This is a genomic window from Candidatus Limousia pullorum, from assembly GCF_057405065.1.
In genome coordinates this window covers 1,265,369-1,289,451 of sequence record NZ_CM171614.1, presented here as the reverse complement: position 1 = coordinate 1,289,451, position 24,083 = coordinate 1,265,369, and the positions used below count along the sequence as shown (strand labels likewise).

The following is a 24,083-nucleotide window of genomic DNA, read 5'->3' as shown; positions in this document are numbered from 1 at the left end:
TCTTGAAGGACAGTTGATTTATAAAAGAAAAAACGGCAGGATTGATTCTGCCGTTTTTATATTTAATAAATTGTAAATAAATTACAGAATTAAATATAACTTTTAATATATAATTCTGTATGCTGAGTACCGCTTCCTAAATAAATCTGGGTTCCATTAACATAAGAAAAATAGTCTCCCTCACCGGTCCATAATAATGTTCTGCCACTATCAATATGTTGAACTGTTGGAGATGGTGCTAAAAACCAAATTGGTTGATACATATTAGATGAACATGCAGCATGAACTACACTTCCCCATATAGTATTACCATAAAAATCTTTTATAGTGTAGGCCTCTGCAATTGCAGTTGCATAGTTAATAGCTCTCCTTGCTACTATTGTATTATTTGACATTATTGAATTTTTTACTAAACCATCCTTATTAACCACATTTTCTTCAACATTTTTCATAATACTTAACGCTTCCTGTGTTTCTTTTTCAAACTCAGGCATTTTTATCTCTGCTATATAACGTAAATATTGTTCTAAATCATTAAGCTCTGAAGAAGATAATTTCTGTGGAATAGTCTTTGGAATCCCATAATATTCTAACTCGCTATCAGATAATATATGAAAGTTTGTTCCATATTCATTATTAATATCATTCAGAAGTAAACTAAGTTGGTCATCATTATTTGCAGCTATCTCTTCTGCAACAACACTAGACGAAAACATAAAAAAACACATTAATACAGTTAATATTTTTATCATTTTACTTTTTTTCATAAACAATCACCTTTCGTAATATCATAATTAAAACTTATTCTTCTATACTATCACCTTCATTTCATATCTTAAAATAAAAACCTATCTCTTCAAATTCACATAATATTTATCACCTTCCTTATTTATTATAAGATGAATTTCATATAATATGTCCTTCTCAAAACCAGAAACAAAGAAAGATTGCTCGATTGGCGTGTTATCGTATTCGTTAGGTACATAAAATATGTAATTTTGTGTGCTGTCGTCTGCCATTTTCAATATTTCTTCCTCAATTCCGTCATAATCACCTTCCGAAACAATTGCGACCGCTGACGGAACATTTTTATCCGGTTTATCATAAGAAAAAACAAAACCTTTCACTCCTGATTTTGTTTCAAAAAGGTCAATCGGTATTTTTTTATCTATTTCCATATCAATTGCCTGCACTTCCCCTTTTTCACTTTCTCCGTAAACTTTTAAAGAAAAAGGCAAGCTATGATTTTGAGTATTAAAAAACGACGCACAACCCAATATTGCAGATAAAAATACTAAACAGACAGCTATTTTCACGATTTTATTTTTTAGCAGCTTATCTGACCTTCTAACTGTTTTATGGAAAATTGCGTCAGAAATGAAAATATCATCAATATAATTCAATGATTCAAGAATTTTGATTTCTCCCATGCTCAATATCCCCTCTCTTTCAAATAAGCCTTTAGCCTTTTTCTTGTATGAAAAAGCATTGATTTAACCTTGCTTTGACTGAAACCGTATTTTTCCGAAATGCTCTGTATTGAGTCCAAAAACCAATATCGTCTTATAAAAACATTCCTTTGGGTTTCTTTTTCTTCTTTTAAAAACTCACTGATGATACTGCCCAGCTCTTTATTTTCTATTGTTTCAGTTACATTTTCAGATGAGATTATATTTTCCAGCTCTGACAACGCTGTCACAAGTTCCGGAGAACGCTTTTTTGCGTTATTATAGTCAAGTTTTTTCAATGAGAGATTTCGAGTTAGTTTACATATAAAAGCAGAGAAATTAAGAGGCTTTACCGGCGGTATAGTGTTCCACAAATTCATATACGTATCGCTTACACACTCTTTTACATCCTCTTTATCATTCAAAATATTTTTTGCCACTGAATAGCAAAGCTGACCGTATTTTTTATCGGTTTCATCAATAGCTTTTTCGTCACGCTGAAAATACAAATCAATTATTTTTACATCCTCCACATCATCACCCCTCATCAAGCGACAATCCCCTTACATCTATTAAGTACGTTTTTTCAGCAAAAGGTTGCTCCCCAGAGGACTCTGTCCTCCGAACCTCCTGCCAAAGGAACGGTGGTCCCTTTGGAATCCCGGGTTTACTCACATACAGGTCTTACTTAGAAAATAAGTTCATCATACTTTGGTGTTCTATACTATTTTTACATCAAAGCTAACTGTAGCATAACCATTCCAATTTTCAAATCAAAACGTCTCGCCTGCCGTGTAATCAATCCCCATTTCTATATGTTCCCCCTGCACGGCAGATATAAAAAATAAAACGGCAGGGGTAAGCTGCCGTTTTTTATTTATGGATTAAAAAATTATTTAGTTCCGAAAATTCTGTCGCCTGCGTCGCCGAGACCCGGGAGAATATAGCAGTTCTTGTCAAGTCCCTCGTCCTTTGCTGCGCAGTAAACCTGAACGTCAGGATGAGCTGAAGTCAAAGCTCTGATTCCCTCAGGAGCTGCCAAAATGCAGAGGAATTTTATTGACCTTGGCTTGCTCTGCTTGATGATGGAAATTGCGTCAACTGCGCTTCCGCCTGTTGCAAGCATTGGGTCAAGTACAAAAACATCTCTCTCTGAAATATCAGAGGGCAGTTTTTTGTAATATTCAACCGGCTGATGTGTTGTTTCGTCTCTGTAAAGGCCGATATGTCCAACCTTAGCAGCAGGAACCATGCTGAGCATTGCGTCAAGCATTCCGCAGCCTGCTCTGAGAATAGGAACAAATGCAAGCTTTCTGCCTGCAATTACCTTTGAAGTTGTAGAAGCCATAGGTGTTTCGATTTCAACCTCTTTTAAAGGCAAATCCCTTGTAGCCTCGTAACACATAAGCATGGAAACCTCTGAAACAAGCTCTCTGAAAAGCTTGCTGCCGGTATTTTTGTCCCTCATAAATGTAAGTTTATGCTGTATAAGTGGATGGTCAAAAACAGTAACCTGATTTTCCATAAATTCACGTCTTCTTTCTGTCAAAACTTGAATGATAACTTAATCTTTATCCTCAAAAGTACCGTTTTCGATTTCAGTTATCATGTTAACTCTGTTTTCGTGTCTTCCGCCATCGAAATCAGTGGTGAGGAAAATTTCCGCAAGTCTTACAGCCATATCGGATGAAATTACTCTGCCGCCCATGCAAAGAACATTTGCATTGTTATGACGTCTTGTCATCTCTGCGCAGAATTCATCGCTTACAACAGCTGCTCTAATCCCCTTAACCTTGTTTGCCGCCATAGAAATACCTATGCCTGTGCCGCAGCAAAGAATACCAAGCTCGCACTCGCCGCTTGAAACAGCCTTTCCTACCTTATAAGCGTACAAAGGATAATCTACGCTTTCCTCGCTGAAACAGCCAAAATATTTGTATTCAATGCCCTTTTCGTCAAGATACTTTCTAACTGCGGACAAAATTCCGTAACCGCCGTGGTCACACCCTAATGCTATCATCTTTACCTCCGTCGGCTTACAGCCGAAAATTAAATCAAAATTTAAAATAACAAAATTATCTGTAGATTATGTGGTCTCTTGAAGGACCGTTGGAAACCATACCGATTTTAATGCCGATTTCCTTTTCTGCAAACTCAATGTAGTTTCTGCAGTTCTCCGGCAAATCCTCATACTTCTTAATATTTGAAATATCACATTTCCAGCCCGGAAGAACCTTCAAAACAGGCTTGCATCTCTTAAGCTTTGTTGTTGATGGGAAATAGTCGATAACCTTTCCGTCAAGCTCGTAGCCAACGCAAACAGGGATTTCATCAAGATAACCCAAAACGTCGAGAACTGTAAATGCAACTGTTGTTGTACCCTGAACACGGCAGCCGTATCTTGTTGCCACAAGGTCAAGCCAGCCCATTCTTCTTGGTCTGCCTGTAGTTGCGCCGTACTCGCCGCCGTCGCCGCCTCTTCTTCTAAGCTCGTCTGCTTCTTCGCCGAAAATTTCGCTTACAAACTCGCCTGCGCCTACTGCGCTGGAATAAGCCTTAACAACAGTTACAACCTCTTTAATCTCGTAAGGAGGAATACCTGCGCCTACTGCACCGTAGCCTGCGATTGTGTTTGAAGATGTAACCATCGGATAAATACCGAAGTCTGTATCTTTAAGTGCGCCCAGCTGACCCTCAAGCAAAATGTTTTTGCCTGCTTTTACAGCCTCGTAAACAATGCTGAATGTATCTGCAACATAAGGAGCCAAAGCTTCCTTATACTCCATAAGCTTGTTGAAAATCTCGTCAACTGTGATTTCAGGCTTGTTGTAGAGATTTCTCAAGGTAGCGTTTTTGATTTCAAGAGCGTGAACAATCTTTGCCTTGAGGCTGTCCACATCGTCAAAAAGCTCGTTAACCTGGAAACCAATCTTTGAATATTTATCTGAATAGAAAGGAGCGATACCGCTTTTTGTAGAACCGAAAGAATTTTTACCAAGTCTTTCCTCTTCATAGCAGTCGAAAGCCACATGATAAGGCATAACAATCTGTGCTCTGTCGGAAACAACGATATTTGGCTTCGGAACTCCTCTCTCCTCCAAGGATTTCATTTCTTTAACAAAATTCTCCACGCTGAAAGCAACGCCGTTGCCGATAATATTTAAAATATGCTGGTGGAAAACACCGGATGGAAGCTGATGAAGTGCAAACTTACCGTAATTGTTGATTATGGTATGACCTGCGTTGCTTCCTCCCTGGAAACGAATAACAATGTCGCTTTCCTGAGCTAAAACATCGGTAATTTTACCTTTGCCCTCGTCGCCCCAGTTAGCGCCAACAATAGCTTTTACCATTTTTTCTGCTCCTTAACAATATATTTTTCTTTATCTTTTGGATTAAATAAAATCCTTATAACTTACACGTTAATTTCTGCTTTCTCAAGCTCAACATCGCTGTACTTTGCAAGAGCAGGCTCTACTACATCTCTCAAGAATTCCTCTGTCTGCTCTTTTGCTCTGCCTGTATACTTTTCAGGCTGCAAAATACTTTCAAGTTCTTCCAATGTTACGCCGAAAGCGGGGTCAGCGGCAATTCTCTCAAGAAGGTCGTTTTCTCCGCCCTCTTCCTTGATTACCTTAGAAGCTGCCATTGAATGAACTCTTATTCTCTCATGGAGAACCTGACGGTCTGCGCCTCTGTACTTAACTGCGTCCATCATAATATTTTCTGTAGCCATAAACGGAAGCTCTTTTCTAAGACGCTGTTCGATAACCTTTGGATATACAACCAAACCGTCTGCTACGTTTGCATAGAGATTCAAAATTGCGTCAACTGCAAGGAAAGCCTCAGGGACGCTCAGTCTCTTGTTTGCGCTGTCATCCAAGGTTCTCTCAAACCACTGTGTGGCTGTTGTAAATGCTCCGTTTAAAACGTCAACCATTACATATCTTGAAAGTGAGCCGATTCTCTCGCTTCTCATTGGGTTTCTCTTGTAAGCCATAGCAGATGAACCTATCTGATTTTTCTCGAACGGCTCTTCAATTTCCTTGAGGTGCTGCAAAAGTCTTATGTCGTTTGAGAACTTTGCTGCGCTCTGTGCTATTGAACTTAAAACATTGAGAATCTGTGTGTCAAGCTTTCTTGAATATGTCTGACCTGAAACAGGGAAGCAGCCCTGATATCCCATCTTCTCTGCTATCTTCTTGTCAAGAGCCTTAACCTTTTCGTGGTCGCCCTCGAAAAGCTCCAAAAAGCTTGCCTGTGTACCTGTTGTTCCCTTGGAACCCAAAAGCTTAGCCTTTGAAAGCTGATATTCAACATCTTCCAAGTCCATCATAAGTTCCTGAATCCACAGAGAAGCTCTTTTTCCCACGGTTGTAGGCTGTGCAGGCTGGAAATGAGTGAAAGCCAAAGTTGGCAGAGCCTTGTACTTGTCAGCAAAAGCAGAAAGCTCTCTGATAACATTTACAAGCTTATTTCTAACAAGCTTCAAAGCCTCAGTCATAATGATTATATCTGTGTTATCGCCAACATAGCAGGAAGTTGCGCCCAAGTGGATAATACCCTTTGCGTTTGGGCACTGAACACCGTAAGCGTATACGTGGCTCATAACATCGTGGCGGACAAGCTTTTCTCTTTCCTCGGCAACCTCATAGTTTATGTCGTCCTTGTGAGCCTTGAGCTCATCAATCTGCTCCTGTGTTACAGGCAGACCAAGCTCCATTTCAGCTTCTGCAAGGGCAATCCAAAGTCTTCTCCATGTGCGGAATTTCATATCCGGTGAAAAAAGATATTTCATTTCCTTGTCGGCATATCTTGAGGACAAGGGTGATTCATAGGTATCTCTGGCCATTTTTACTCCTCCGTAATTTTCAAAACTCTGTGATGAAAGGCTATAAGTTAAATAAAATTCACATTAGATTGAAATTATTCAAAAATTTATAAAACCTTAATTAACAAGTACAAGCGGCAAGTTAAAAACTTTGCCGCCTGCCTTTACAGACAAATCGTCCGATAATATTATAAACCAAGTCTTCTCATCATTTCGGCATAAGCCTCTTCAACGCCGCCCATATCTCTGCGGAAACGGTCCTTGTCGAGCTTCTCGCCTGTGTTGATATCCCAGAAACGGCATGTGTCAGGTGAAATCTCGTCAGCAAGAAGGATTTCGCCGTGGAATCTGCCGAACTCAAGCTTAAAGTCGATAAGGTCAACATTGCACTCTTTGAAGAACTGAACCATGTAGTCGTTTACCTTCAAAGCCATCTCAGCAATCTTGTCAACCTCTTCCTTAGTTGCAAGCTCAGCTGCCAGAATGTGATACTCGTTAACGATTGGGTCGCCCAAATCGTCGTTCTTGTAGCAGAACTCAAGAACAGTAGTCTTCATAGGTGTGCCCTCAGGAAGACCAAGTCTTTTTGAAAGGCTGCCTGCAGCCTTATTTCTAACGATAACCTCAAGAGGAACAATTTCAACCTTCTTAACAACTGTTTCTCTGTCGTTGAGCTCCTCAACGAAATGTGTCTTTACTCCAACCTCTTCCAGTTTCTGGAACATGAAGTTGCTCATTCTGTTGTTAACAACGCCTTTGCCAACGATAGTGCCTTTTTTGAGGCCGTTGAAAGCTGTTGCATCGTCCTTGTAGGAAACTATGCAGTAGTCAGGGTTGTCAGTTGCATAAACTTTCTTTGCTTTACCTTCGTAAATCATTTCTGCTTTATTCATTACAATTCCTCCTAAAGCTATAGCGGCATAATAGTACGCCGAACTTCATATGTTTCTGCCATACAGTTAACATTATAATATAAATCCCAATTTAAAGCAAGACATAAAGGCATAATAAATGTCAAATTTTTTAAAAGCGACGGGATTAACAGTAAAAATGAAAAAAATACGGTAAAAAAGAAAATTAACACTTGATTTTTTGAAAACAATGTTGTATAATAACAGCTGTTACACGACATGCCGGTGTGATGGAATTGGCAGACGTAGTGGACTCAAAATCCACCGGTAGCGATACCGTGCCGGTTCGAGTCCGGCCACCGGCACCAAACTGGAGTGACATTTTGTTACTCCAGTTTTTTATTTTACGAGTTTCTATAGTTTTGTACGGTTTGTCTAAAAAATAACATGTAATTTATTCGAAAGGAGTATTTAAATGAGTAAAGATAGTTCATTCAACGCTGTTAAAGATTTTATAGGAGAAAGAGAACGTTATTATGGTAAAGTTGACACAACAGTAATAACCACAGAAGGTGTTTATATCTATAATGACATTGAAATTCAAATACATTACGATATTCCGTATATGCAAATGAAACTTGATATTCTGTGGGAAGAAGATACTTCACAACCATTTTATAAATCTTTGGGACTCCATGGTACATACAATACAAATTACCAAAATTTTATTTTTTTTAATAACAGTCTTCAATGGGAAGATGGGGATAACAAAATTATAATTAAGAAGATTTCAAATTAGAAAAACATTTAAAAACCTGTTATCCTGTTATATATTATATTTTTATTTTCTTGATATTCATCTTATTAACTCTTCCAATACCGACAAACTTTTAATGCTTGTCGATTTCTTAAAGTTTTCTATAATTATACCAAACTATAACAAAAAAGCTGTGCTGAAAATTAAAATTCAACACAGCTTTTTATTTATCAGTTAAACATGTCGCTCATAAGCTCCGAAGCGCTTGTATTTGTCATAGCGTCGGAATTATTTATGAAGATAACATCATTTACATTGTTTTCTGTTACAAGCTTATACACGCTGTTTTCATATTCCGGATAATCGTAAAAATATCTGTAGTCAACAATGTATATATGCTCGTAGTGGTCTGCAAGGAAAGGAATAAATGCATTTCCGTAGGACTCCTTTATAACCACGCAGGACTCGCCGTTATCCACATTAGGATTGTCAATCTGGGCGTAAATCTCATCGCCTGCTGCAAAACAGCTGTAATATGAGGAATTATCCCAGCCTGTAACATCCATTATAATATTCCACTGAATTTCCTCAAGGTTTTCATTCACATACATCATGTCGTTGGTGGTCTTTGGAATATATGCTGTCAAGGTATCGGGATTTTCAGCCAAAGCTTCCACTTTGTCGCTTTCATAGTAAAAGCTTCCTACAAAGTCTGTAAACTCAATGGTTTCATAATCTTCCAAAGGAGTAGGTTCTATTCCCTTAGCGTTGCAGTACTGAACATAGGCATAATATGCGCCTAAAGCTGTCCAGTGGTGGTCTGTTCTGAAATAGATATACTCGCTGTTGTGATTTTTCAGTGTGCTGAAAACATCAACTGTCTTTATATTGCTGTTTGTTTCGCTGATACCGGAATATATGTAGTCTATTGCGTCACCCTGATTGCTTATGCCCATTGCTTCCTGACTTTCATCGTCCAGCATAATTCCCACGCTGGTAGGCACAAGTATGTCATATACATCTGCAATGCCGTCAAGCTTTTTCTGGGCTTTGTCAATCATTTCAACATACACATCGGCTGCGCTTTCACTGAAATAGTATGCGCCGAAGCCTGTATCTCCTGCCACATAAACGCTTCCTGCCGCCTCGGGCACAACATGAAGAGAGCCGTCCGGAAGTGATTCCTCAGTGTTTTCCTCTGTGGTTTCGGCGGTGGTTGAAGTCTGGTTATTGTCATTCCCCTGGCTGTCTTTATCGCCGAAAATTATTTCAGGATAAAAAGCCACAACCACACCGGCTATAATTATAATAGTTAAAATAGTTATGATTGCCGGAAGAAAATTTCTTTTTTTCTTTTCAGGCTTTACAGGAGCTTCCTCACTGTAACGTCTGTTTCCATTATTTTTAATTTCACTCATAATACTTCTCCTCTGTGAAATTTAAAATCATCTAGTTGAACATATCGCTCATAAGCTCTGCGGCGTTGGGGTTTGTCATTGCGTCAGCGTTGTTGATGAAAATAACGTCATCTACATCATTTTCTGTAACAAGCTGATATACGCTGTTGTTGTAATCCGGATACTTATAGAAATAACGATAGTCAACAATATAAATGTGTTCGTAATGGTCTGCAAGGAAAGGAATAAATGCGTTTCCGTAAGACTCCTTAATAACAACACAGGACTGTCCGTTGTTTACATTAGGATTATCAATCTGGGCATAAATCTCGTCACCTGCGGCAAAACAGCTGTAAAGTGAAGCTCTGTCCCATCCGGTAACGTCCATAATGATATTCCACTGAATAGTAGAAAGGTCTGAGCCTATATAGTACATATCATTTGTAGTCTTTGGATAATATGCGGTAACTGTATCAGGATTTCCCAAAAGTGACGGAGCCTGGTTACTGCTGGAGTAGAATGTACCTACAAATCCCGGGAATTCTATTGTTTCATATTCATCCAAAGGAGTAGGCTCAATTCCCTTAGCGTTGCAGAACTGAACATAGGTATAGTATGCTCCCAAAGCTGTCCAGTGGTGGTCAGTTCTGAAATAGATATACTCACTGTTGTGATTTTTTAGTGTATCATATGCATTTACTGTGGTGATATTATCATTTACACTGTTGATGCTTGAGTAAATATAGTCAATGGCTTTTCCCTGATTGCTGGAACCGATTGCCTCCTGAGCATTCTCATCAAGCATAATTCCAACACTGGTAGGAACAAGGATATCGTAGACATTTGCCACACCGTCAAGCTTTTTCTGAGCCTTATCAATCATATTGACATAGGCGTTTGCACCGTCGGTGCTGAAATAGTAAAGACCAAAAGCCGTATCGCCTGTTACATAGACATTTCCGGAAGCCTCCGGTATATCATGTATTGCGCCGTCAGGAAGCTGCTCTTCTGTAGTTTCTTCTGTTGCCGCTTCTGTTGTGGCTTCTGTTGTAGCTTCCGTGGTTTCATCAGATGAAGGAACCACCGGTGTATCAGGAATATCATCACCGGTTTTGTCGGAGTTTCCCACAAGCTGTTCGCTTTGCAGTCCATAAAGTCCTTTAACTGCTGAATTGGCGGTAAGCAAAGCTTCTCTGAAAGGGAAGGTGTCGGCATACCATGTTGAAATCCCGTTAAAGTATGTTCCGTCAATAAAACTCTGCCAGGTAAATTCCGGGAAAGTTGTAAGTGTTCTTTTTTCTATTGTGGAAACTGTTGGTCTTAAAGGAATTATTATACCCAAAACAGCCACAAGGAACAAAACACCGAAGAAAACATCCCTTTTAATTTTAAGATAGGATTTAAAAGCCTTTTTTCTTTTCATATCCTGTTTACTTATTTTCGGATTATTATTCACAATATCGCCTCCCTTTCTTTAAAACTGGAAGTAAAGGAACGGGTTGTAGCTGTTGCCTACAAGAGCCATTGTTGAAAGAATAAGCATAGCAACAGGAGCTACTATCTCATATCCGTAAACAAGATACGGAACTGCATTCCTTTGTTTGTACCACTTTATAACTCCTCTTCTTATAATTGCAAAGATTGGAGTTACTGCCAATACAGCAAAAATCAGGAAGAAAATATTATTTCTGAAGGTAAGACCTACCTGAAGTCCGCTGAATCCGTTTCCGTTAAGTCCGAACATTCCCTTTAACGCTGTGCCGAGGCAGTTGAAGTCCTCGAACTTAAACAAAATCCATCCGAAATATATAACCACAAGGGCGTACAGATGGCTGACAATTCCGGGAAGTGTCTTGAATTTTTCCAAAAGGAAATTCTTTTCCAAAACAAGGAATACGAAAAAGTAAAGTCCCCAGAGAATGTAGTTCCAGCTTGCGCCGTGCCACATACCTGTCAAAAACCACACAACAAAAAGGTTGAAAACAAGTCTGCTCTTAGAGCATCTGCTTCCGCCCAGCGGAATATAAACATAATCTCTGAAGAATGTGCTCAAGGAAATATGCCATCTTCTCCAGAAGTCGGTAACAGAATTTGCAAGGTAAGGATAATTAAAGTTTTCCTTATAATGGAAACCAACCATAAGTCCCATACCTATCGCCATATCCGAATAGGCTGAAAAGTCAAGATAAATCTGCAAAGCAAAGCAGAATACACCCAGCCAAATTCCCATTGCAGGGATTTTTGCAAGAGCAGCTGCGTCACTTGTAATCAAGAATGTATCGGCAACAACTGCGCATCCATTGGCAAGTATAGCTTTTTTTGCAAGGCCTATGCAGAAACGCTTGATACCACGGTCAACCTCTTTTTGTAAAACAATTCGGTTTGAGATATCGTGTTCAACGTCCTTGTATCTTACTATAGGGCCTGCGATACACTGGTGGAAAAGACTGGCGTACAAAAGCAGAAGCCAGAATTTTTTCTGAGGAAGAACTTCTTTTCTGTAAACGTCAACAACATAAGAAAGAAGCTGGAATGTGTAAAAGGAAATACCTATAGGCAGAGCAATTTCCGGAATAACCTCGGGTATACCGGTAAGAGCCTTAAAGCTGCCGAGCATAAATCCGGCATACTTAAACACGCCCAAAAGCCCCAGCATAATCACACATTCTATGACCAAAAACAACTTTTCGTGTTCCCTGTAAGTGTGTATACACAACGCCATTATGTAACTTACAAAGGTCATCGACACAAGCAGCAGCAGATACTGCGGACCGCCCCATGAATAGAAAATCAAAGAAAATACAAGCATTACTATGTTCTTTGATTTAATATCACGCATCCTTGAATAAATCAAGAGATTCAGCGCGAGAAAAAAGTAGATAAAAAACAAACTTGAAAATACCATACATACGCTCCTAACAATAATTTTACCTCTTTTTTAATTCTTAAACAGAAAAAAATTAAAATACACTTGCCAAGTTCATTATATAATGAGGACTTTCTAAATTCAACAATATTATCAAAATTGTTACCATAAGCGACGAAACTGTTTCGATTGTTACAACATATGACATGTTAAATAAATAAAGCGCATAAAGAAAAAAATCGGATACAAAACTGTTGTCCGATTTATATTTTTATTTCTGTTTATATTAAAAAATTTCAATATATTTTTTCAGTATAAACCATATAATGATGTATTTTTACAATATTCTCCAAATAAAAATATATTTCTATTTTTTAAGGAAATATTATACATAAAAGCAAAATTGTCTATTGTTTTTTTCCCATTTTTGCAATAAAATTTCTCAATAACAGTAGTGATTACCTTTTTCAAAAAGGCAGCAATACAATCAAAAAATAAAGGGGAGATATTTTGCAACCGATAAATATACTGGTAACTTTAGATGAAAACTATATGCCTCAGCTCAGTGTAATGCTAACCTCTTTGTATATAAACAATCCGGGCGAGAAATTCAACATATACCTTATTCACCGAGGCATTTCAAAAAATCGTCTTTCCGGAACTGAAAAGACAATGGAGAAATTCGGTTATGGATTTTTCCCTATTTTAGTAGACGAGAAATATTTTCAGGACATACCAACAGGCAAGCTCTATCCTCAGGAAATGTACTACCGCCTTTGCGCTCAAAAACTTCTCCCTGAGGACCTTGATAAGATAATTTATCTTGACCCTGATCTGCTTATTATAAATCCTCTCCGTCCCCTTTGGGATATGGATATGGGCGGCAATATTTTCGCAGCCGCCGCTCATACAGGAAAAACCGATATATCAAACAGCGTAAACAAACTTAGACTGGGGACAGCAACCAAATACTACAACTCCGGCGTACTTCTGATAAATCTTCCTATGGCAAGAAGAGAAGTAAATCCCGAAGAGATTTTCAGATTTGCCAAGACCCACAGCCGTGAGCTTATACTTCCCGACCAGGATATTTTAAACGTCCTTTACGGAAATAAAATTCTGGAAATCAACGATTTTATCTGGAATTACGATGCAAGAAACTACAGCAGTTATCTTTTCCGAAGCGGAGGAACAGCGGACGCTGACTGGGTTATGAGAAACACCGCAATACTTCATTTCTGCGGAAAATCAAAACCCTGGAAAGATGTGTACCGCCACAGATTCGGACTGCTTTATAAACACTATATGCAGATTGCCTTAAGACTTTTCACAAATTGAGGTTTCACCATCTGCAAAACCGTTTCTAAGTTTATTTTCGGCGGTAACAACTATTCCGTCGTAATTATTTATTTTTACATCCAGCCTTTCAATACACTTTTGTATTTTTTCAAGCTGCTCAACAAGCTTTTGACGCTGTTCTATCAGGATATTTTTTCTTTCATCTTTTGTTGCATCCCCCTGCTGGAACAGCTTGACATATTCCGCCAAAGCCTCTACCTGTACGCCGGCATCTCTCATGCACCTTATAAACTCAACCCAACCACAATCCTCGGAGGAATAATCCCTTATACCTCCCGGGGTTCTGCGGACAGGCGGAATAAGTCCTATTTTTTCATAATAGCGGAGAGTGTCGGCACTTATATTGTATTTTTCGCTGACTTGGGCAATCGTCATAAAGAAAACCTCCATCCTTTTTTTAATTTATGATAACACTTGAAGATAACTCCAAGTCAATAGTCTCCCAAACATTTTAGAAAAACAACCTCGGAATAATATTCCGGGGTTGTTTTTTTCTATCTTTTCTTTTTGTTTGATAATTTTTTATTTTTGGAAAGCTTACTCTTTCCGCTGTTTCTGTTCTTTTGCTGATTATTTTGTACAAAAGACCTATCGGGAGTTACAAGGCAGTTTTTGCCAGTTCCTATCAAATCGGTTCTTCCGGCAATTCTAAGAGCTTTTATTACAAGGGCTTTGTTCTTCGGGTTAAAATACTGGAGCAAAGCTCTCTGCATCGCCTTTTCCTCGGGAGTTTTCGGAACATAAACAGGCTCTAATGTGTAGGGGTCAAGCTCTGTGTAAAACATACAGGTTGAAATTGTTCCCGGCGTTGGATAAAAATCCTGAACCTGTTCGGGATGTATTTTTTCCCTTTTCAAAAACAGAGCCAGCTCCACAGCGTCTTTCATTGTAGAGCCTGGGTGAGAACTCATGAGATAAGGAACCAAATATTGTTCCTTGCCTATCTTTTTGGTTGTCCTGTAAAATTCATCCTGGAATTTTTTGTAAACCTCAATATGAGGCTTGCCCATCTTGTCCAAAACCGCCGCCGAACAATGCTCGGGAGCCACTTTAAGCTGACCACTTATGTGATGAGCTACCAGCTCTCTGAAAAACTCACGGCTTTCATCCTCCATAAGATAGTCAAATCTTATTCCGCTTCTTATAAATACCTTTTTAATTTTCGGCAAAGACCTCAGCTTTCTCAGCATTTCAATATATTCGGTATGTGAAACCTGAAGATTTTTACAAGGTGTAGGAGCAAGACATTTCTTGTTTTTACAAAGACCTGCTTTTTCCTGCAATTTACAGGAAGGCAGGCGGAAATTTGCTGTAGGGCCGCCCACATCGTGTATATAGCCCTTAAAGCGCGGGTTTTCAGTAAGTCTTTTCGCCTCGTCAATAACGCTTTCCATACTTCTTACAGTTATAGCTCTTCCCTGATGGAATGCTATGGAGCAGAAATTACATGCGCCGAAGCACCCACGGTTGTGGGTTATGGAAAACTCAACCTCCTGAATACCCGGAACGCCGCCCACGGCCTCATAGGACGGATGATAATATCTTTCATAAGGAAGTGAATAAACCCTGTCCAGCTCCTCTGTAGTAAGAGGCGTCATAGGCGGATTTTGTATAAGAATTTTTTTACCGTGACGCTGAATTACCACACGTCCCCTTACAGCGTCGGACTCCTCAAGCTCTTTTCTTGCGGCTATGGCGTAGTCCTTTTTATTTTCCTTTACCCTTTCATAGGATGGCAAGTCCACCGCCGGGCCCGGAGTGTAGTCCTTTGTGTCCACAGCATAGCATATGCCCCTTATGTCGTAAAGGCTTTCAATGGGAAAACCTCTGTTTAATCTGTCGGCTATTTCAACAGTTTGCTTTTCGCCCATTCCGTAGGACAAAATATCAGCGCCGCTGTCAAAAAGAATAGATGGGCGCACAGCGTCATCCCAGTAGTCATAATGGGCAAATCTTCTCAGAGAAGCCTCAAGACCGCCGATTATAACCGGAGAGTCGGGGTATATTGACTTAATTTTCTGTGAATAAACAATAACCGCCCTGTCCGGACGCTTGCCGGCCTTTCCGCCTGCTGTGTATGCGTCGTCGCTTCTCTTTCTTTTGGCGGCGGTGTAGTGGGCAACCATGCTGTCGATGTTTCCTGAAGAAACCATGAAACCCAGTCGTGGCTGTCCGAACTGTTTAAAATCCATGTCGCTGTTTACGTTTGGCTGAGGAAGAACAGCCACTTTGTAACCCTCAGCTTCCAAAACTCTGGATATAATAGCAGTACCGAAAGAGGGGTGGTCAACATAGCTGTCGCCTGTAACAACTACAAAGTCAACGCCGTCCCAGCCTCTTTCTCTCATTTCTTTTCCATTTATAGGTAAAAAAGCCATTCTAAACCTCCGCAGCAGTCTGTTTCGTTTTTTCCATTATATCATATCTTTTAAGAAAACTAAAGCCTTACATATAAAAGGAAGAGAAAAGCCTTACGACGTTTCCTCTTCCTCGTTGTTTACGGCTCCGCTTTCGGGAGCTCTGTCAAATCTCAAATTGCTTCGTTCCAGCCACTGATTATATGTCATTAGAACCTCTCTGGGCTTTGAACCCTGATAAGGGCCTACAACTCCCATCTGTTCCATTTCGTCTATCATTCGTCCGGCTCTGGCATATCCCACTTTCAGTCTTCTCTGAAGCATAGAGGTTGAAGCCTGACCGGCTTCAAGAACACATTTAATCGCTTCCTCTATCATTGAATCGTGGTCGTCGTCACTTTCCGAATCAACCGTCTCAGAGGATTTACCCTTGGAGTTTATCTCTTCGGCGGCAATTCTTCTTATTTTCTCTTCGATTTCTGTGTTATACGCCGCTTTATGCATCTTCTTGGTGTAGGCTGTTACCCTGTCGATTTCGTCGTCGGAAGCAAAACAGCACTGCACACGTATTGGCTTTGCCGCACCTACAGGCATATAGAGCAGGTCGCCCTTACCTATAAGCTTTTCTGCGCCGCCCATATCCAGAATTGTTCTTGAGTCGGTATTTGAACCAACCTTCAAGGCAATTCTTGATGGAATGTTGGACTTGATAACACCTGTGATAACGTTTACTGTCGGTCTTTGTGTGGCGATTACCAAGTGCATACCTGCGGCTCTTGCCATCTGTGCAAGTCGGCATACAGACTCTTCAACCTCGCCGGGAGCAGCCATCATAAGGTCGGCGAACTCGTCAATGGCGATAACTATCTGAGGGAATTTTTCCTTTGGAACGGGCAGACCGTTTACTTCCATTGGACGTTCTTCCTCGTCAGTGCTGTTTTCCTCCATAAACTTGATGTTTGCTTCTACAAGCTTATTAAAGGAATATATGTCCTTGCACTCAAACTCTGAAAATACCTTGTATCTCTGGAGCATTTCGGAAACCGCCCAGTTAAGTGCGCCGGCGGCTTTTTTGGCGTCTGCCACAACCGGAATAAGCAGGTGTGGAACTCCCTTATACTTTGAAAATTCAACCATCTTCGGGTCGATAAGTATAAGCTTTACCTGGTCTGGAGTAGCTTTATAAAGTATACTCAAAAGCAGTGCGTTTACGCATACAGACTTACCGGAACCGGTTGTACCTGCAATAAGCAGGTGGGGCATTTTTGCCAAATCAAGGGTTACAATATCTCCGGTGATATCTCTTCCCAGCACACAGGTGAGCTTGCTTTTGCCCTTTCTGAACTGGTCGGAGTCGATAAGCTCACGTATTGAAACCATGTTTACAACCTTGTTCGGAACCTCTATACCCACAGCTGCTTTGCCTGGAACAGGAGCTTCAATTCTTACTCCGTCTGCGGCAAGGTTTAGTGCTATATCGTCGGCAAGGTTTGTTATTTTACTTATTTTAACGCCGGGAGCCGGTGACAGCTCGTATCTGGTTACTGATGGTCCACGGCATATATTCACGATTTCAGCCTTTACTCCGAAGCTTTCCAAGGTGGAAATAAGCTTTTTGGCGTTGCCCTGAAGCTCCTCCATTGCACCCAAATCGTTTGAGGATGCGGGAGGCTTCAAAAGCTGAACAGGTGGAAGCTTATATTCTACAGTCTGATGAGCTTCACTTTCCTCCTGACTATTTAGAACGGCGGTCTTGCTGACCCCTGCAAAAGGGTTTTCTATACCGTCCGCCAAAGGCTGGGAACTGTCTGTGTTAAAGGTTTCATCCTTCTGTTTTTTTCTGGTGATTTCTTTTGCTATATCGGAAACATTTGTCCTTTTGTTTCCCTTTCTCACTGCTTCAACCAGCTGAGAACCCAGATTTCCGCTGTTGTCCCTCTGTGTTTTCTGCGGAGCTTTTCCCTGAGATGACATTCCATCCACAGGAATATCTATGCTTCCAACTCTTTGGTCAACAGGCATATACGGATTATTTGTATACTGAGGTTGAGTTTCCTCATAATATTCGTCGTTATATCCGTATTCATCCTCATACTGAATATCCGGCGGATAATCGCTGTAATACAGGTCTTCTTCCTGCTGTCTTTCAATAGCCTTTTTCTGACGGTGCTTTTCCTTGGCTTCCTTTGCCATATCAAAGGTTTTGCCCACAACAGCATTTGACTTTTTGCCGGCTTTCTTTACAGCTCTTCCCACATCAGAAATTGAGCTCTCGGTGATTAGCATAATCAAGACAACCAAAGCAAGCACATATATGAGAATTGTGGGAACATAACCCATGTTTTGAAGCATGGGATATCCCAAAAGTCCGCTGAGAATACCGCCTCTGCATGTAAATATTGTAGCTGAGGAAGCTGACTGCATGTAAAGGTTTTTCATAGCTGTGAAAAATCCCGTTTCCAAAAACTGTTCCGAACTGAACAGATAGAAAAAGCAGTCCAGCACAAACACAATACCGGCAACAAGCCACATTTTCATGCTTCCTTTAAAAAGCGTTCTTTCCTTTGTGGTTATGTATGCCATGTATCCGAGAAACGCCGGAAGTCCTATGGACGCCACTCCGAATATACCGAAAAGAACACTCCTGAAAAATCCCCATACAAGACCGCCCTGTATCAGCAAAAGCATAGCTGATACAACACAGGCGGCAGCATATAAAATAGCCTTTACTCTGGGGCTCATGCCCTCTCTTTGGGACTGATTTTTTGTATTTTTTCTTTTAGAAGTTTGGGTCTTTGAAGCCGTTCTGCCTTTTGAAGAATTTCTGGAAGATGCGGAGCTTTTTGATTTTCCGCTTGTTTTTTTAGTCGCTGCCAATCCCCTCACCTCCGATTTTTTATTCCTGTCTTTTAATTATTTAAATTAAACACCAGGCTTTAAACGATTGGCATACCGGTAAACACGTTTACACCGGTGGATATTTCAATAATACTTATTATAATTACAGCAATACCTACAATAGCTGTGTATGCAATAAACACAATCATCTTGTCTGTTTTAAGAAGCCACTTAAAGAGAACTATTGAGAGATATCCCACAATAGCTGCGGCCAGCATTCCGGCAATAATTGCACCAACGCTTACATTTCCTGTAAGTCCGCCATCTGCACCCAAAGCGTCTTTAAGCTCCAATACAGCAGCTGCAAGGATTGAAGGAATTGCAAGAACAAAGGTGTAATCAAGCATTTTCTGCTTGTTAAGTCCTCTCATCTCACCTGCGGCAAGTGTTGAACCTGAACGTGAAAGTCCGGGGAATACAGCTGCACAGCACTGAGTAAGACCAACAACTATTGCGTCGCCCACTTTAAGTCTGCGTCTGCCTGCGCCGTCTGCACGAAGCTTTCCGGCTTTCTTGTATCTGAGAGTTGTTTTCTTGTTTTTAATATCTCCCAAAGTGAGAAGAACTGAGGTTGCAAGAAGTGCAAAACCTACAATTATAAAATACTTTTGACCTGTCCAGATATCTGCAAGGTCTTTTCCGTTGACTCCGGCAAAAGGAATCGGAACAAACAGCAAGAACAGAGGCAAAAGACCGATTATGAGCATCATAATCATGTTGCGCTCTTCGTTCATCTGTGACCACTTAAACTTGCCTGTGAATACATCCTTTACAAGTGCGAAAAACTCCTTGATAAGTCTCCAGATAAGCTTGTGGTAAAACACGCATACCGCAAACAAAGTACCGATATGCAGCATTACGTTAAAGAAAAGATTATTGTCGGTAACTCCCAAAATATGCTGAGTTATGGAGAGATGACCGCTGCTGGATACTGGCAGAAATTCTGTTAATCCCTGCACGATACCGTTGATAATCGCTTCAAAAATTGACATTATGTACCTCCGTTGTGACTGCCGCACAAAGGACTTTCCCTTATGCGGCATTTCTGACCTTAATTGTTTTCTTTTTCCTGCTTTGATTTTCTTTTTGTCCTTGAGCTTCCTTTTCCTATCATGGAATAAAGGCACTCCATAGCATCGCTGACGCTTCCCACGCTGTCTATAAGACCTTCTTCCACAGCGTCCTCGCCCTCAAGAATTGTTCCCACATCCATCACAAGCTCTCCAGTATTCAGCACAAGCTCGCTGTATCTTTCCTTTGAAATATTGGAATTTCGGCAGACAAAGTTATTTATCCTGTCCTGCATTCTCTTGAAATACTCAAAGGACTGGGACACTCCCAGGGTTATCCCGTTTGTCCTTACGGGATGCACGGTCATGGAAGCGCTTCTTGCGATAAAGCTCTTTTTAGCCGCCACAGCCAAAGGGATTCCGATTGAGTGTCCGCCTCCCAAAACAATAGAAACCGTGGGTTTTTTCATTCCGGAGATAACCTCTGCAATGGCAAGACCCGCCTCCACATCTCCCCCCACGGTGTTTATAAGTATCAAAAGTCCGTCAACATTCTGATCCTCCTCCACCGCTACAAGCTGAGGAATAACGTGTTCGTATTTTGTAGTTTTGTTCTGAGCAGGCAATATAAAATGACCTTCTATCTCCCCGATAATCGTAAGACACCTTATATTTTTCCCCTTGTGACTGGCAGCTATCATGCCGCAGTCCTCCATTGGAGCCGGCTGGGGACTGTTTTCCTCTTCCTCCTGAGCCTGTTCCACCGGATTTTCCTCTTCGGAAAACGCCTGTCGGAGCTTTTTGCTCTTTGTATTTTTCTTTTCAGCTTTTGCCATTTGAAAACACCTCCGAGAAAATTATTCCCGAAAAAAGCCTCAAAATGCATAGCTTTAAATTTGATTATAACATTATTGCAACACTTGTTCAACTGTTTTTTAGTCTTTATTTTAAGCATTTTCACATTGGAAATTTTTACCCTAAAAAATAAAAAGGACGCACAAAAATGCACGTCCTCTATGAAAATTTTTAGTTTTTATTTTTGTTCTTCAGCAGGTTCTTCCTTATCTGAATAGCCAACAAGAAGAGTAATAATTCTCTGGTCCTCTATTTCCATAACGGTAATCTTCAGGTCGTCAATCTCCAAAGAATCTCCCGCCTTTGGAATTTCACCCTTTTTATCAAGGAAAAATCCGCCTATTGTTATACTGTCCGTATCAAGATTTCTTGTGCTTACACCGAACAGTCCGAACACCTCTTCCAACGGCATGTCGCCGCTTACCTTGTAGGTTCCGTCCTCGATTTTTGTGAAGAGCTTTTCTTCCTCCTCGTCCTCGTCCCAGATTTCTCCAACGATTTCCTCAAGCAAATCCTCCATTGTGATAAGTCCCAATGTTCCGCCGTACTCGTCGATTACTATTGCCATATGGTGCTTGTTTTTTCTAAATTCGGTAAGGATATCGGAAAGACGCTGGTTCTTGTAAACAAACTGGGCAGGCTGAATAAGCTTTTTAATATTTGGCTTTACGCTCATAGCCATTTCCTCAAGGAAATCTCTGCTGTGGATTATACCTATTATATTATCGTAATTTCCCTGATATACCGGTATTCTTGAAAAACGCTCCTCAAGGATTGTCTTTTTCATTGTTTCATAATCGCTGTCTATGTCAACTGCGGTCATGTCAACTCTCGGTGTGAGGATTTCAAAGGCTGTCTTTTCGTCAAAGTCCAAGGCTGACTGCACAAGCTCTTTTTCCTGCTGTTCCAGAACACCCTCTTCCTCAATACTATTTATTATGTATTTAAGCTCATCTTCTGTAACAGATGGTGCGTCGTTCTTTATTCTCAGCATCTTTATAACTATACTTTTCAGTCCTATAAAGAACAGCGCAATAGGATAAAGAACAAACATAAATACTCTGAGTATTCCGGCTGTATAAAGGGCAATAGTTTCACTGCTCTCTTTTCCTATACATTTAGGTATAATCTCGCCGAATGTCAAAACCAAAAATGTGGTTGCGCCGGTAGCGATAGCCGCACCCATGTCGCCCCAGATATTCATACACAAAACTGTGGCAAGTGAAGAACCGCCCAGGTTTACTATGTTGTTTCCTATAAGAATAGTGGTAATAGTCTTGTCATAGTTGTCGCAGATATAAAGAGCGGTCTTGGCACGCTTTGCCTTTTTACTGCCGCTGTCTGCATAGCTTTTAAGTCTTACCTGATTTACTGTAGAAAAAGCTGTTTCTGTACCCGAAAAAAATGCGGAAAACAATATACAAATGAATATAACAATACCCATTATTGCGTTTTCGTTCAAAAAAATCACCTCAAATTATCTTTCTATAAATAATATTCTGCCCCATCAATTATAAATCTTTTTTTCTGTTAAACTCCTTAAAAGGAATAACCTTGCCGTCGGGAGTTTTTACACTTACCGAATCAAGCTGCTTGTCGAAATTCTCACGAAAGTTTTTGAGATAAACCGCATAGAGAGCCTTTTGCTCATCCTGCTCTTCTTTTGTAAGCCCCTGTTCTCTTTTCTTTTTTGCAAGTTCGTTAATTCTCTTGAGTAAATCGTCCTGCATATAATTTTCTCCTGCTCCTAAAATAAGATATTTATACAGCGCACATGCTTTTTTATCAATATTGTTTATGTTTTTAAGTATGCAAATGATGTCATACCCTCTAAGCACTGTATGAATGTATTCTACCACAAATCATTTGAAATTGATAGATATTATGCATAATTTTTTAAACTTTCCAGCCTTAATATTTTATTAAGGAATAGTCCTGTTTTTGTTGACTTCATTAACAGGTAATTGTATAATGGCAAATGAATGAAAACTTGTATATGTATAGTTATCAGAAAGGAAGTATCGGTTTGAATACTTTAGCATTTGAAAAATACGAGTCCGAAGTCCGTTCATACTGCAGACATTTCCCTACTGTTTTCACTAAATCAAAGGGAGCTTTCTTCTTCGATGAGGACGGAAATAAATATATAGACTTTTTCTGCGGAGCAGGTGCTGTAAACTACGGCCACAACAACGATTATATAAAGGAAAAAGTTCTCGACTATATAGCAAACGACGGTATAACTCATTCACTTGATATGTATACCACAGCTAAAAGAGATTTTATAGAATATTTCGAGGAAAATGTTTTGAAGCCAAGAGATTTGGACTACAAAATCATGTTCCCGGGTCCTACAGGCACAAACGCTGTTGAAGCCGCTTTGAAGCTTGCAAGAAAGTACACAAAGCGCAGAACTGTTTGGGCTCTCATGGGCGCATTCCACGGAATGACATTGGGTGCTTTGGCTCTCACCACTGACAAAGCCTCAAGAAGAGGCGCAGGCGTTCCCCTTGACTCAAATGTAGTTCACATTCCTGCACCTTATATGTTCCCTGAGCTTGACACAATCAAGTACATGGAAACACTTCTCACCGACGACCATTCAGGCGTTGAAAAACCGGCCGCTTTTGTTATTGAAACAATTCAGGCAGAGGGCGGAATTCAGGTATTCGATGTTGAATGGCTGAAAAGAGTGAGAGAATTCTGCACAAAGCACGAAATTCTCCTTATAGTTGACGATATTCAGGTTGGCTGCGCAAGAAGCGGAACCTTCTTCTCCTTTGAACGTGCCGGAATTAAGCCTGACATCTTTACACTTTCAAAATCAATCGGCGGCTACGGCTTCCCTCTTGCTTTGACTTTGTTCAAGCCTGAGCTTGACGTATTCTCACCGGGCGAGCACAATGGAACATTCAGAGGAAATCAGATTGCCTTTATCACTGCAAAAGCAGGTCTTGAATACATGCTGAGCCATAACATCGAAGCAGAAACAAGAAGAAAAGGCGAAATCGAAAAAGAATTTATTGAAAAAGAAATTCTTCCTCTTGACAGCAGAATTAAAATGCGTGGCATAGGACTTATATGGGGAATTGATTTCTCCGAAATTCCTGTAAAGGGCTTTGCCGATAAGGTTCAGGATTACGCTTTTGCCCATAAGCTCATAATCGAGGGCGCAGGCAGAAAGAACGCTGTTTTGAAAACAATGCCTCCTCTTATTATCGAGGACGAAACACTTCTTGAGGGTCTCGGCATTTTAAGAGACGCAATCAAAGAGGTTCTCAAAGAAGAAAACAAATAATAAATACATCTGTTTTCTTAAATATACCATAAAAAATTAACGCCCCGAGTTTTCGAGGCGTTGTTTTTATTAAGGAAGTTTTAATGAAAGCGTTATTAAAGAAAAAAAGCCTTGATTTTTATCAAGACTTTTGCCGGATATCTATTATGTTAAGGA

The 24,083-nt window shown here is 40.2% G+C and carries 21 protein-coding genes and 1 tRNA gene; 4 read left to right on the top strand and 18 right to left on the bottom strand.

Annotation, left to right across the window (positions count from 1 at the left end):
• Window positions 1-89: 89 nt before the first annotated feature.
• From CGICJO_RS05620 to purC, 8 genes are all read right to left on the bottom strand, one after another.
• Window positions 90-767: a hypothetical protein gene (locus CGICJO_RS05620; RefSeq protein WP_087376440.1), complete on the bottom strand. Its 678-nt coding sequence runs from the start codon at window positions 765-767 to the stop codon at window positions 90-92.
• Window positions 768-848: 81 nt separating this feature from the next.
• Window positions 849-1,430 (bottom strand): hypothetical protein, encoded by a 582-nt coding sequence (locus tag CGICJO_RS05615; protein ID WP_486499941.1) that lies wholly within the window; start codon window positions 1,428-1,430, stop codon window positions 849-851.
• Window positions 1,431-1,432: 2 nt separating this feature from the next.
• Window positions 1,433-1,996, bottom strand: a complete 564-nt coding sequence (locus CGICJO_RS05610) for an RNA polymerase sigma factor (protein WP_087376438.1) — start codon at window positions 1,994-1,996, stop codon at window positions 1,433-1,435.
• A gap of 344 nt (window positions 1,997-2,340) precedes the next feature.
• On the bottom strand, window positions 2,341-2,973 hold the full coding sequence (gene upp, locus CGICJO_RS05605; RefSeq protein WP_486499940.1) for a uracil phosphoribosyltransferase: 633 nt from the start codon (window positions 2,971-2,973) through the stop codon (window positions 2,341-2,343).
• 39 nt (window positions 2,974-3,012) lie between these two features.
• Entirely contained in the window at window positions 3,013-3,468 is a 456-nt protein-coding gene (rpiB, locus tag CGICJO_RS05600; protein WP_486499939.1) for a ribose 5-phosphate isomerase B, read from the bottom strand.
• Window positions 3,469-3,523: 55 nt separating this feature from the next.
• Window positions 3,524-4,801 carry an adenylosuccinate synthase gene (locus CGICJO_RS05595; RefSeq protein WP_087376435.1) on the bottom strand — a complete coding sequence of 426 codons (1,278 nt, stop codon included), beginning with the start codon at window positions 4,799-4,801 and terminating at the stop codon, window positions 3,524-3,526.
• A gap of 62 nt (window positions 4,802-4,863) precedes the next feature.
• Window positions 4,864-6,300 carry an adenylosuccinate lyase gene (gene purB / locus CGICJO_RS05590; protein ID WP_486499938.1) on the bottom strand — a complete coding sequence of 479 codons (1,437 nt, stop codon included), beginning with the start codon at window positions 6,298-6,300 and terminating at the stop codon, window positions 4,864-4,866.
• Window positions 6,301-6,467: 167 nt separating this feature from the next.
• Window positions 6,468-7,172 carry a phosphoribosylaminoimidazolesuccinocarboxamide synthase gene (gene purC / locus CGICJO_RS05585; RefSeq protein WP_087376433.1) on the bottom strand — a complete coding sequence of 235 codons (705 nt, stop codon included), beginning with the start codon at window positions 7,170-7,172 and terminating at the stop codon, window positions 6,468-6,470.
• 239 nt (window positions 7,173-7,411) lie between these two features.
• Between purC and CGICJO_RS05580 the strand changes: the two genes are divergently transcribed.
• Together CGICJO_RS05580 and CGICJO_RS05575 are read left to right on the top strand one after the other, a co-directional pair.
• Window positions 7,412-7,498, top strand: a tRNA-Leu gene (locus CGICJO_RS05580).
• Between the two features lie 107 nt (window positions 7,499-7,605).
• Entirely contained in the window at window positions 7,606-7,929 is a 324-nt protein-coding gene (locus tag CGICJO_RS05575) for a hypothetical protein (RefSeq protein WP_486499937.1), read from the top strand.
• A gap of 188 nt (window positions 7,930-8,117) precedes the next feature.
• Here the strand turns inward: CGICJO_RS05575 and CGICJO_RS05570 are convergent, their stop codons facing one another.
• Genes CGICJO_RS05570 through CGICJO_RS05560 form a run of 3 tightly spaced genes read right to left on the bottom strand, consistent with a single transcriptional unit; the run spans window position 8,118 to window position 12,123 of the window.
• Window positions 8,118-9,305 carry a DHHW family protein gene (locus tag CGICJO_RS05570; protein ID WP_486499936.1) on the bottom strand — a complete coding sequence of 396 codons (1,188 nt, stop codon included), beginning with the start codon at window positions 9,303-9,305 and terminating at the stop codon, window positions 8,118-8,120.
• A 31-nt stretch (window positions 9,306-9,336) separates the two neighbouring features.
• Complete coding sequence (locus tag CGICJO_RS05565) at window positions 9,337-10,740, bottom strand: DHHW family protein (RefSeq protein ID WP_486499935.1); 1,404 nt, start codon at window positions 10,738-10,740, stop codon at window positions 9,337-9,339.
• An 18-nt stretch (window positions 10,741-10,758) separates the two neighbouring features.
• Window positions 10,759-12,123, bottom strand: coding sequence for an MBOAT family O-acyltransferase (locus CGICJO_RS05560; RefSeq protein WP_486499934.1), 1,365 nt, complete (start codon window positions 12,121-12,123; stop codon window positions 10,759-10,761).
• A 537-nt stretch (window positions 12,124-12,660) separates the two neighbouring features.
• Here CGICJO_RS05560 and CGICJO_RS05555 point away from each other — a divergent pair.
• A complete protein-coding gene (locus tag CGICJO_RS05555) occupies window positions 12,661-13,488 on the top strand; it encodes a glycosyltransferase family 8 protein (RefSeq protein WP_486499933.1) in 828 nt (275 codons plus the stop codon).
• Here CGICJO_RS05555 and CGICJO_RS05550 read toward each other — a convergent pair.
• The 7 genes from CGICJO_RS05550 to CGICJO_RS05520 form a co-directional block, all read right to left on the bottom strand.
• Window positions 13,468-13,884, bottom strand: coding sequence for a MerR family transcriptional regulator (locus CGICJO_RS05550; protein ID WP_087376427.1), 417 nt, complete (start codon window positions 13,882-13,884; stop codon window positions 13,468-13,470). The two genes, CGICJO_RS05555 and CGICJO_RS05550, sit on opposite strands and share 21 nt — an antisense overlap.
• Before the next feature lie 119 nt (window positions 13,885-14,003).
• On the bottom strand, window positions 14,004-15,887 hold the full coding sequence (locus CGICJO_RS05545) for a YgiQ family radical SAM protein (protein WP_486499932.1): 1,884 nt from the start codon (window positions 15,885-15,887) through the stop codon (window positions 14,004-14,006).
• A gap of 93 nt (window positions 15,888-15,980) precedes the next feature.
• Entirely contained in the window at window positions 15,981-18,743 is a 2,763-nt protein-coding gene (locus CGICJO_RS05540; RefSeq protein ID WP_486499931.1) for an FtsK/SpoIIIE family DNA translocase, read from the bottom strand.
• Window positions 18,744-18,802: 59 nt separating this feature from the next.
• Window positions 18,803-19,756: an undecaprenyl-diphosphate phosphatase gene (locus tag CGICJO_RS05535; RefSeq protein ID WP_486499930.1), complete on the bottom strand. Its 954-nt coding sequence runs from the start codon at window positions 19,754-19,756 to the stop codon at window positions 18,803-18,805.
• A gap of 59 nt (window positions 19,757-19,815) precedes the next feature.
• Window positions 19,816-20,610 carry a ClpP family protease gene (locus tag CGICJO_RS05530; RefSeq protein WP_486499929.1) on the bottom strand — a complete coding sequence of 265 codons (795 nt, stop codon included), beginning with the start codon at window positions 20,608-20,610 and terminating at the stop codon, window positions 19,816-19,818.
• 197 nt (window positions 20,611-20,807) lie between these two features.
• The gene (locus CGICJO_RS05525) at window positions 20,808-22,091 is read right to left on the bottom strand and encodes an HlyC/CorC family transporter (RefSeq protein ID WP_242968229.1); all 1,284 of its coding nucleotides are present in this window, start codon (window positions 22,089-22,091) and stop codon (window positions 20,808-20,810) included.
• Between the two features lie 49 nt (window positions 22,092-22,140).
• On the bottom strand, window positions 22,141-22,359 hold the full coding sequence (locus tag CGICJO_RS05520; RefSeq protein WP_087376423.1) for a DUF896 domain-containing protein: 219 nt from the start codon (window positions 22,357-22,359) through the stop codon (window positions 22,141-22,143).
• A gap of 296 nt (window positions 22,360-22,655) precedes the next feature.
• Here CGICJO_RS05520 and ectB point away from each other — a divergent pair, with 296 nt between their 5' ends.
• Window positions 22,656-23,927: a diaminobutyrate--2-oxoglutarate transaminase gene (ectB, locus tag CGICJO_RS05515; RefSeq protein ID WP_486499928.1), complete on the top strand. Its 1,272-nt coding sequence runs from the start codon at window positions 22,656-22,658 to the stop codon at window positions 23,925-23,927.
• The last annotated feature ends 156 nt before the right edge of the window (window positions 23,928-24,083 follow it).

What these genes read in the sequence shown, in the direction of transcription:
- CGICJO_RS05620 (WP_087376440.1), bottom strand. Translation starts at nt 767, where the DNA reads ATGAAAAAAAGTAAAATGATAAAAATATTAACTGTATTAATGTGTTTT.
- CGICJO_RS05615 (WP_486499941.1), bottom strand. Translation starts at nt 1,430, where the DNA reads ATGGGAGAAATCAAAATTCTTGAATCATTGAATTATATTGATGATATT.
- CGICJO_RS05610 (WP_087376438.1), bottom strand. Translation starts at nt 1,996, where the DNA reads ATGAGGGGTGATGATGTGGAGGATGTAAAAATAATTGATTTGTATTTT.
- upp (WP_486499940.1), bottom strand. Translation starts at nt 2,973, where the DNA reads ATGGAAAATCAGGTTACTGTTTTTGACCATCCACTTATACAGCATAAA.
- rpiB (WP_486499939.1), bottom strand. Translation starts at nt 3,468, where the DNA reads ATGATAGCATTAGGGTGTGACCACGGCGGTTACGGAATTTTGTCCGCA.
- CGICJO_RS05595 (WP_087376435.1), bottom strand. Translation starts at nt 4,801, where the DNA reads ATGGTAAAAGCTATTGTTGGCGCTAACTGGGGCGACGAGGGCAAAGGT.
- purB (WP_486499938.1), bottom strand. Translation starts at nt 6,300, where the DNA reads ATGGCCAGAGATACCTATGAATCACCCTTGTCCTCAAGATATGCCGAC.
- purC (WP_087376433.1), bottom strand. Translation starts at nt 7,172, where the DNA reads ATGAATAAAGCAGAAATGATTTACGAAGGTAAAGCAAAGAAAGTTTAT.
- CGICJO_RS05575 (WP_486499937.1), top strand. Translation starts at nt 7,606, where the DNA reads ATGAGTAAAGATAGTTCATTCAACGCTGTTAAAGATTTTATAGGAGAA.
- CGICJO_RS05570 (WP_486499936.1), bottom strand. Translation starts at nt 9,305, where the DNA reads ATGAGTGAAATTAAAAATAATGGAAACAGACGTTACAGTGAGGAAGCT.
- CGICJO_RS05560 (WP_486499934.1), bottom strand. Translation starts at nt 12,123, where the DNA reads ATGCGTGATATTAAATCAAAGAACATAGTAATGCTTGTATTTTCTTTG.
- CGICJO_RS05550 (WP_087376427.1), bottom strand. Translation starts at nt 13,884, where the DNA reads ATGACGATTGCCCAAGTCAGCGAAAAATACAATATAAGTGCCGACACT.
- CGICJO_RS05545 (WP_486499932.1), bottom strand. Translation starts at nt 15,887, where the DNA reads ATGGCTTTTTTACCTATAAATGGAAAAGAAATGAGAGAAAGAGGCTGG.
- CGICJO_RS05535 (WP_486499930.1), bottom strand. Translation starts at nt 19,756, where the DNA reads ATGTCAATTTTTGAAGCGATTATCAACGGTATCGTGCAGGGATTAACA.
- CGICJO_RS05530 (WP_486499929.1), bottom strand. Translation starts at nt 20,610, where the DNA reads ATGGCAAAAGCTGAAAAGAAAAATACAAAGAGCAAAAAGCTCCGACAG.
- CGICJO_RS05520 (WP_087376423.1), bottom strand. Translation starts at nt 22,359, where the DNA reads ATGCAGGACGATTTACTCAAGAGAATTAACGAACTTGCAAAAAAGAAA.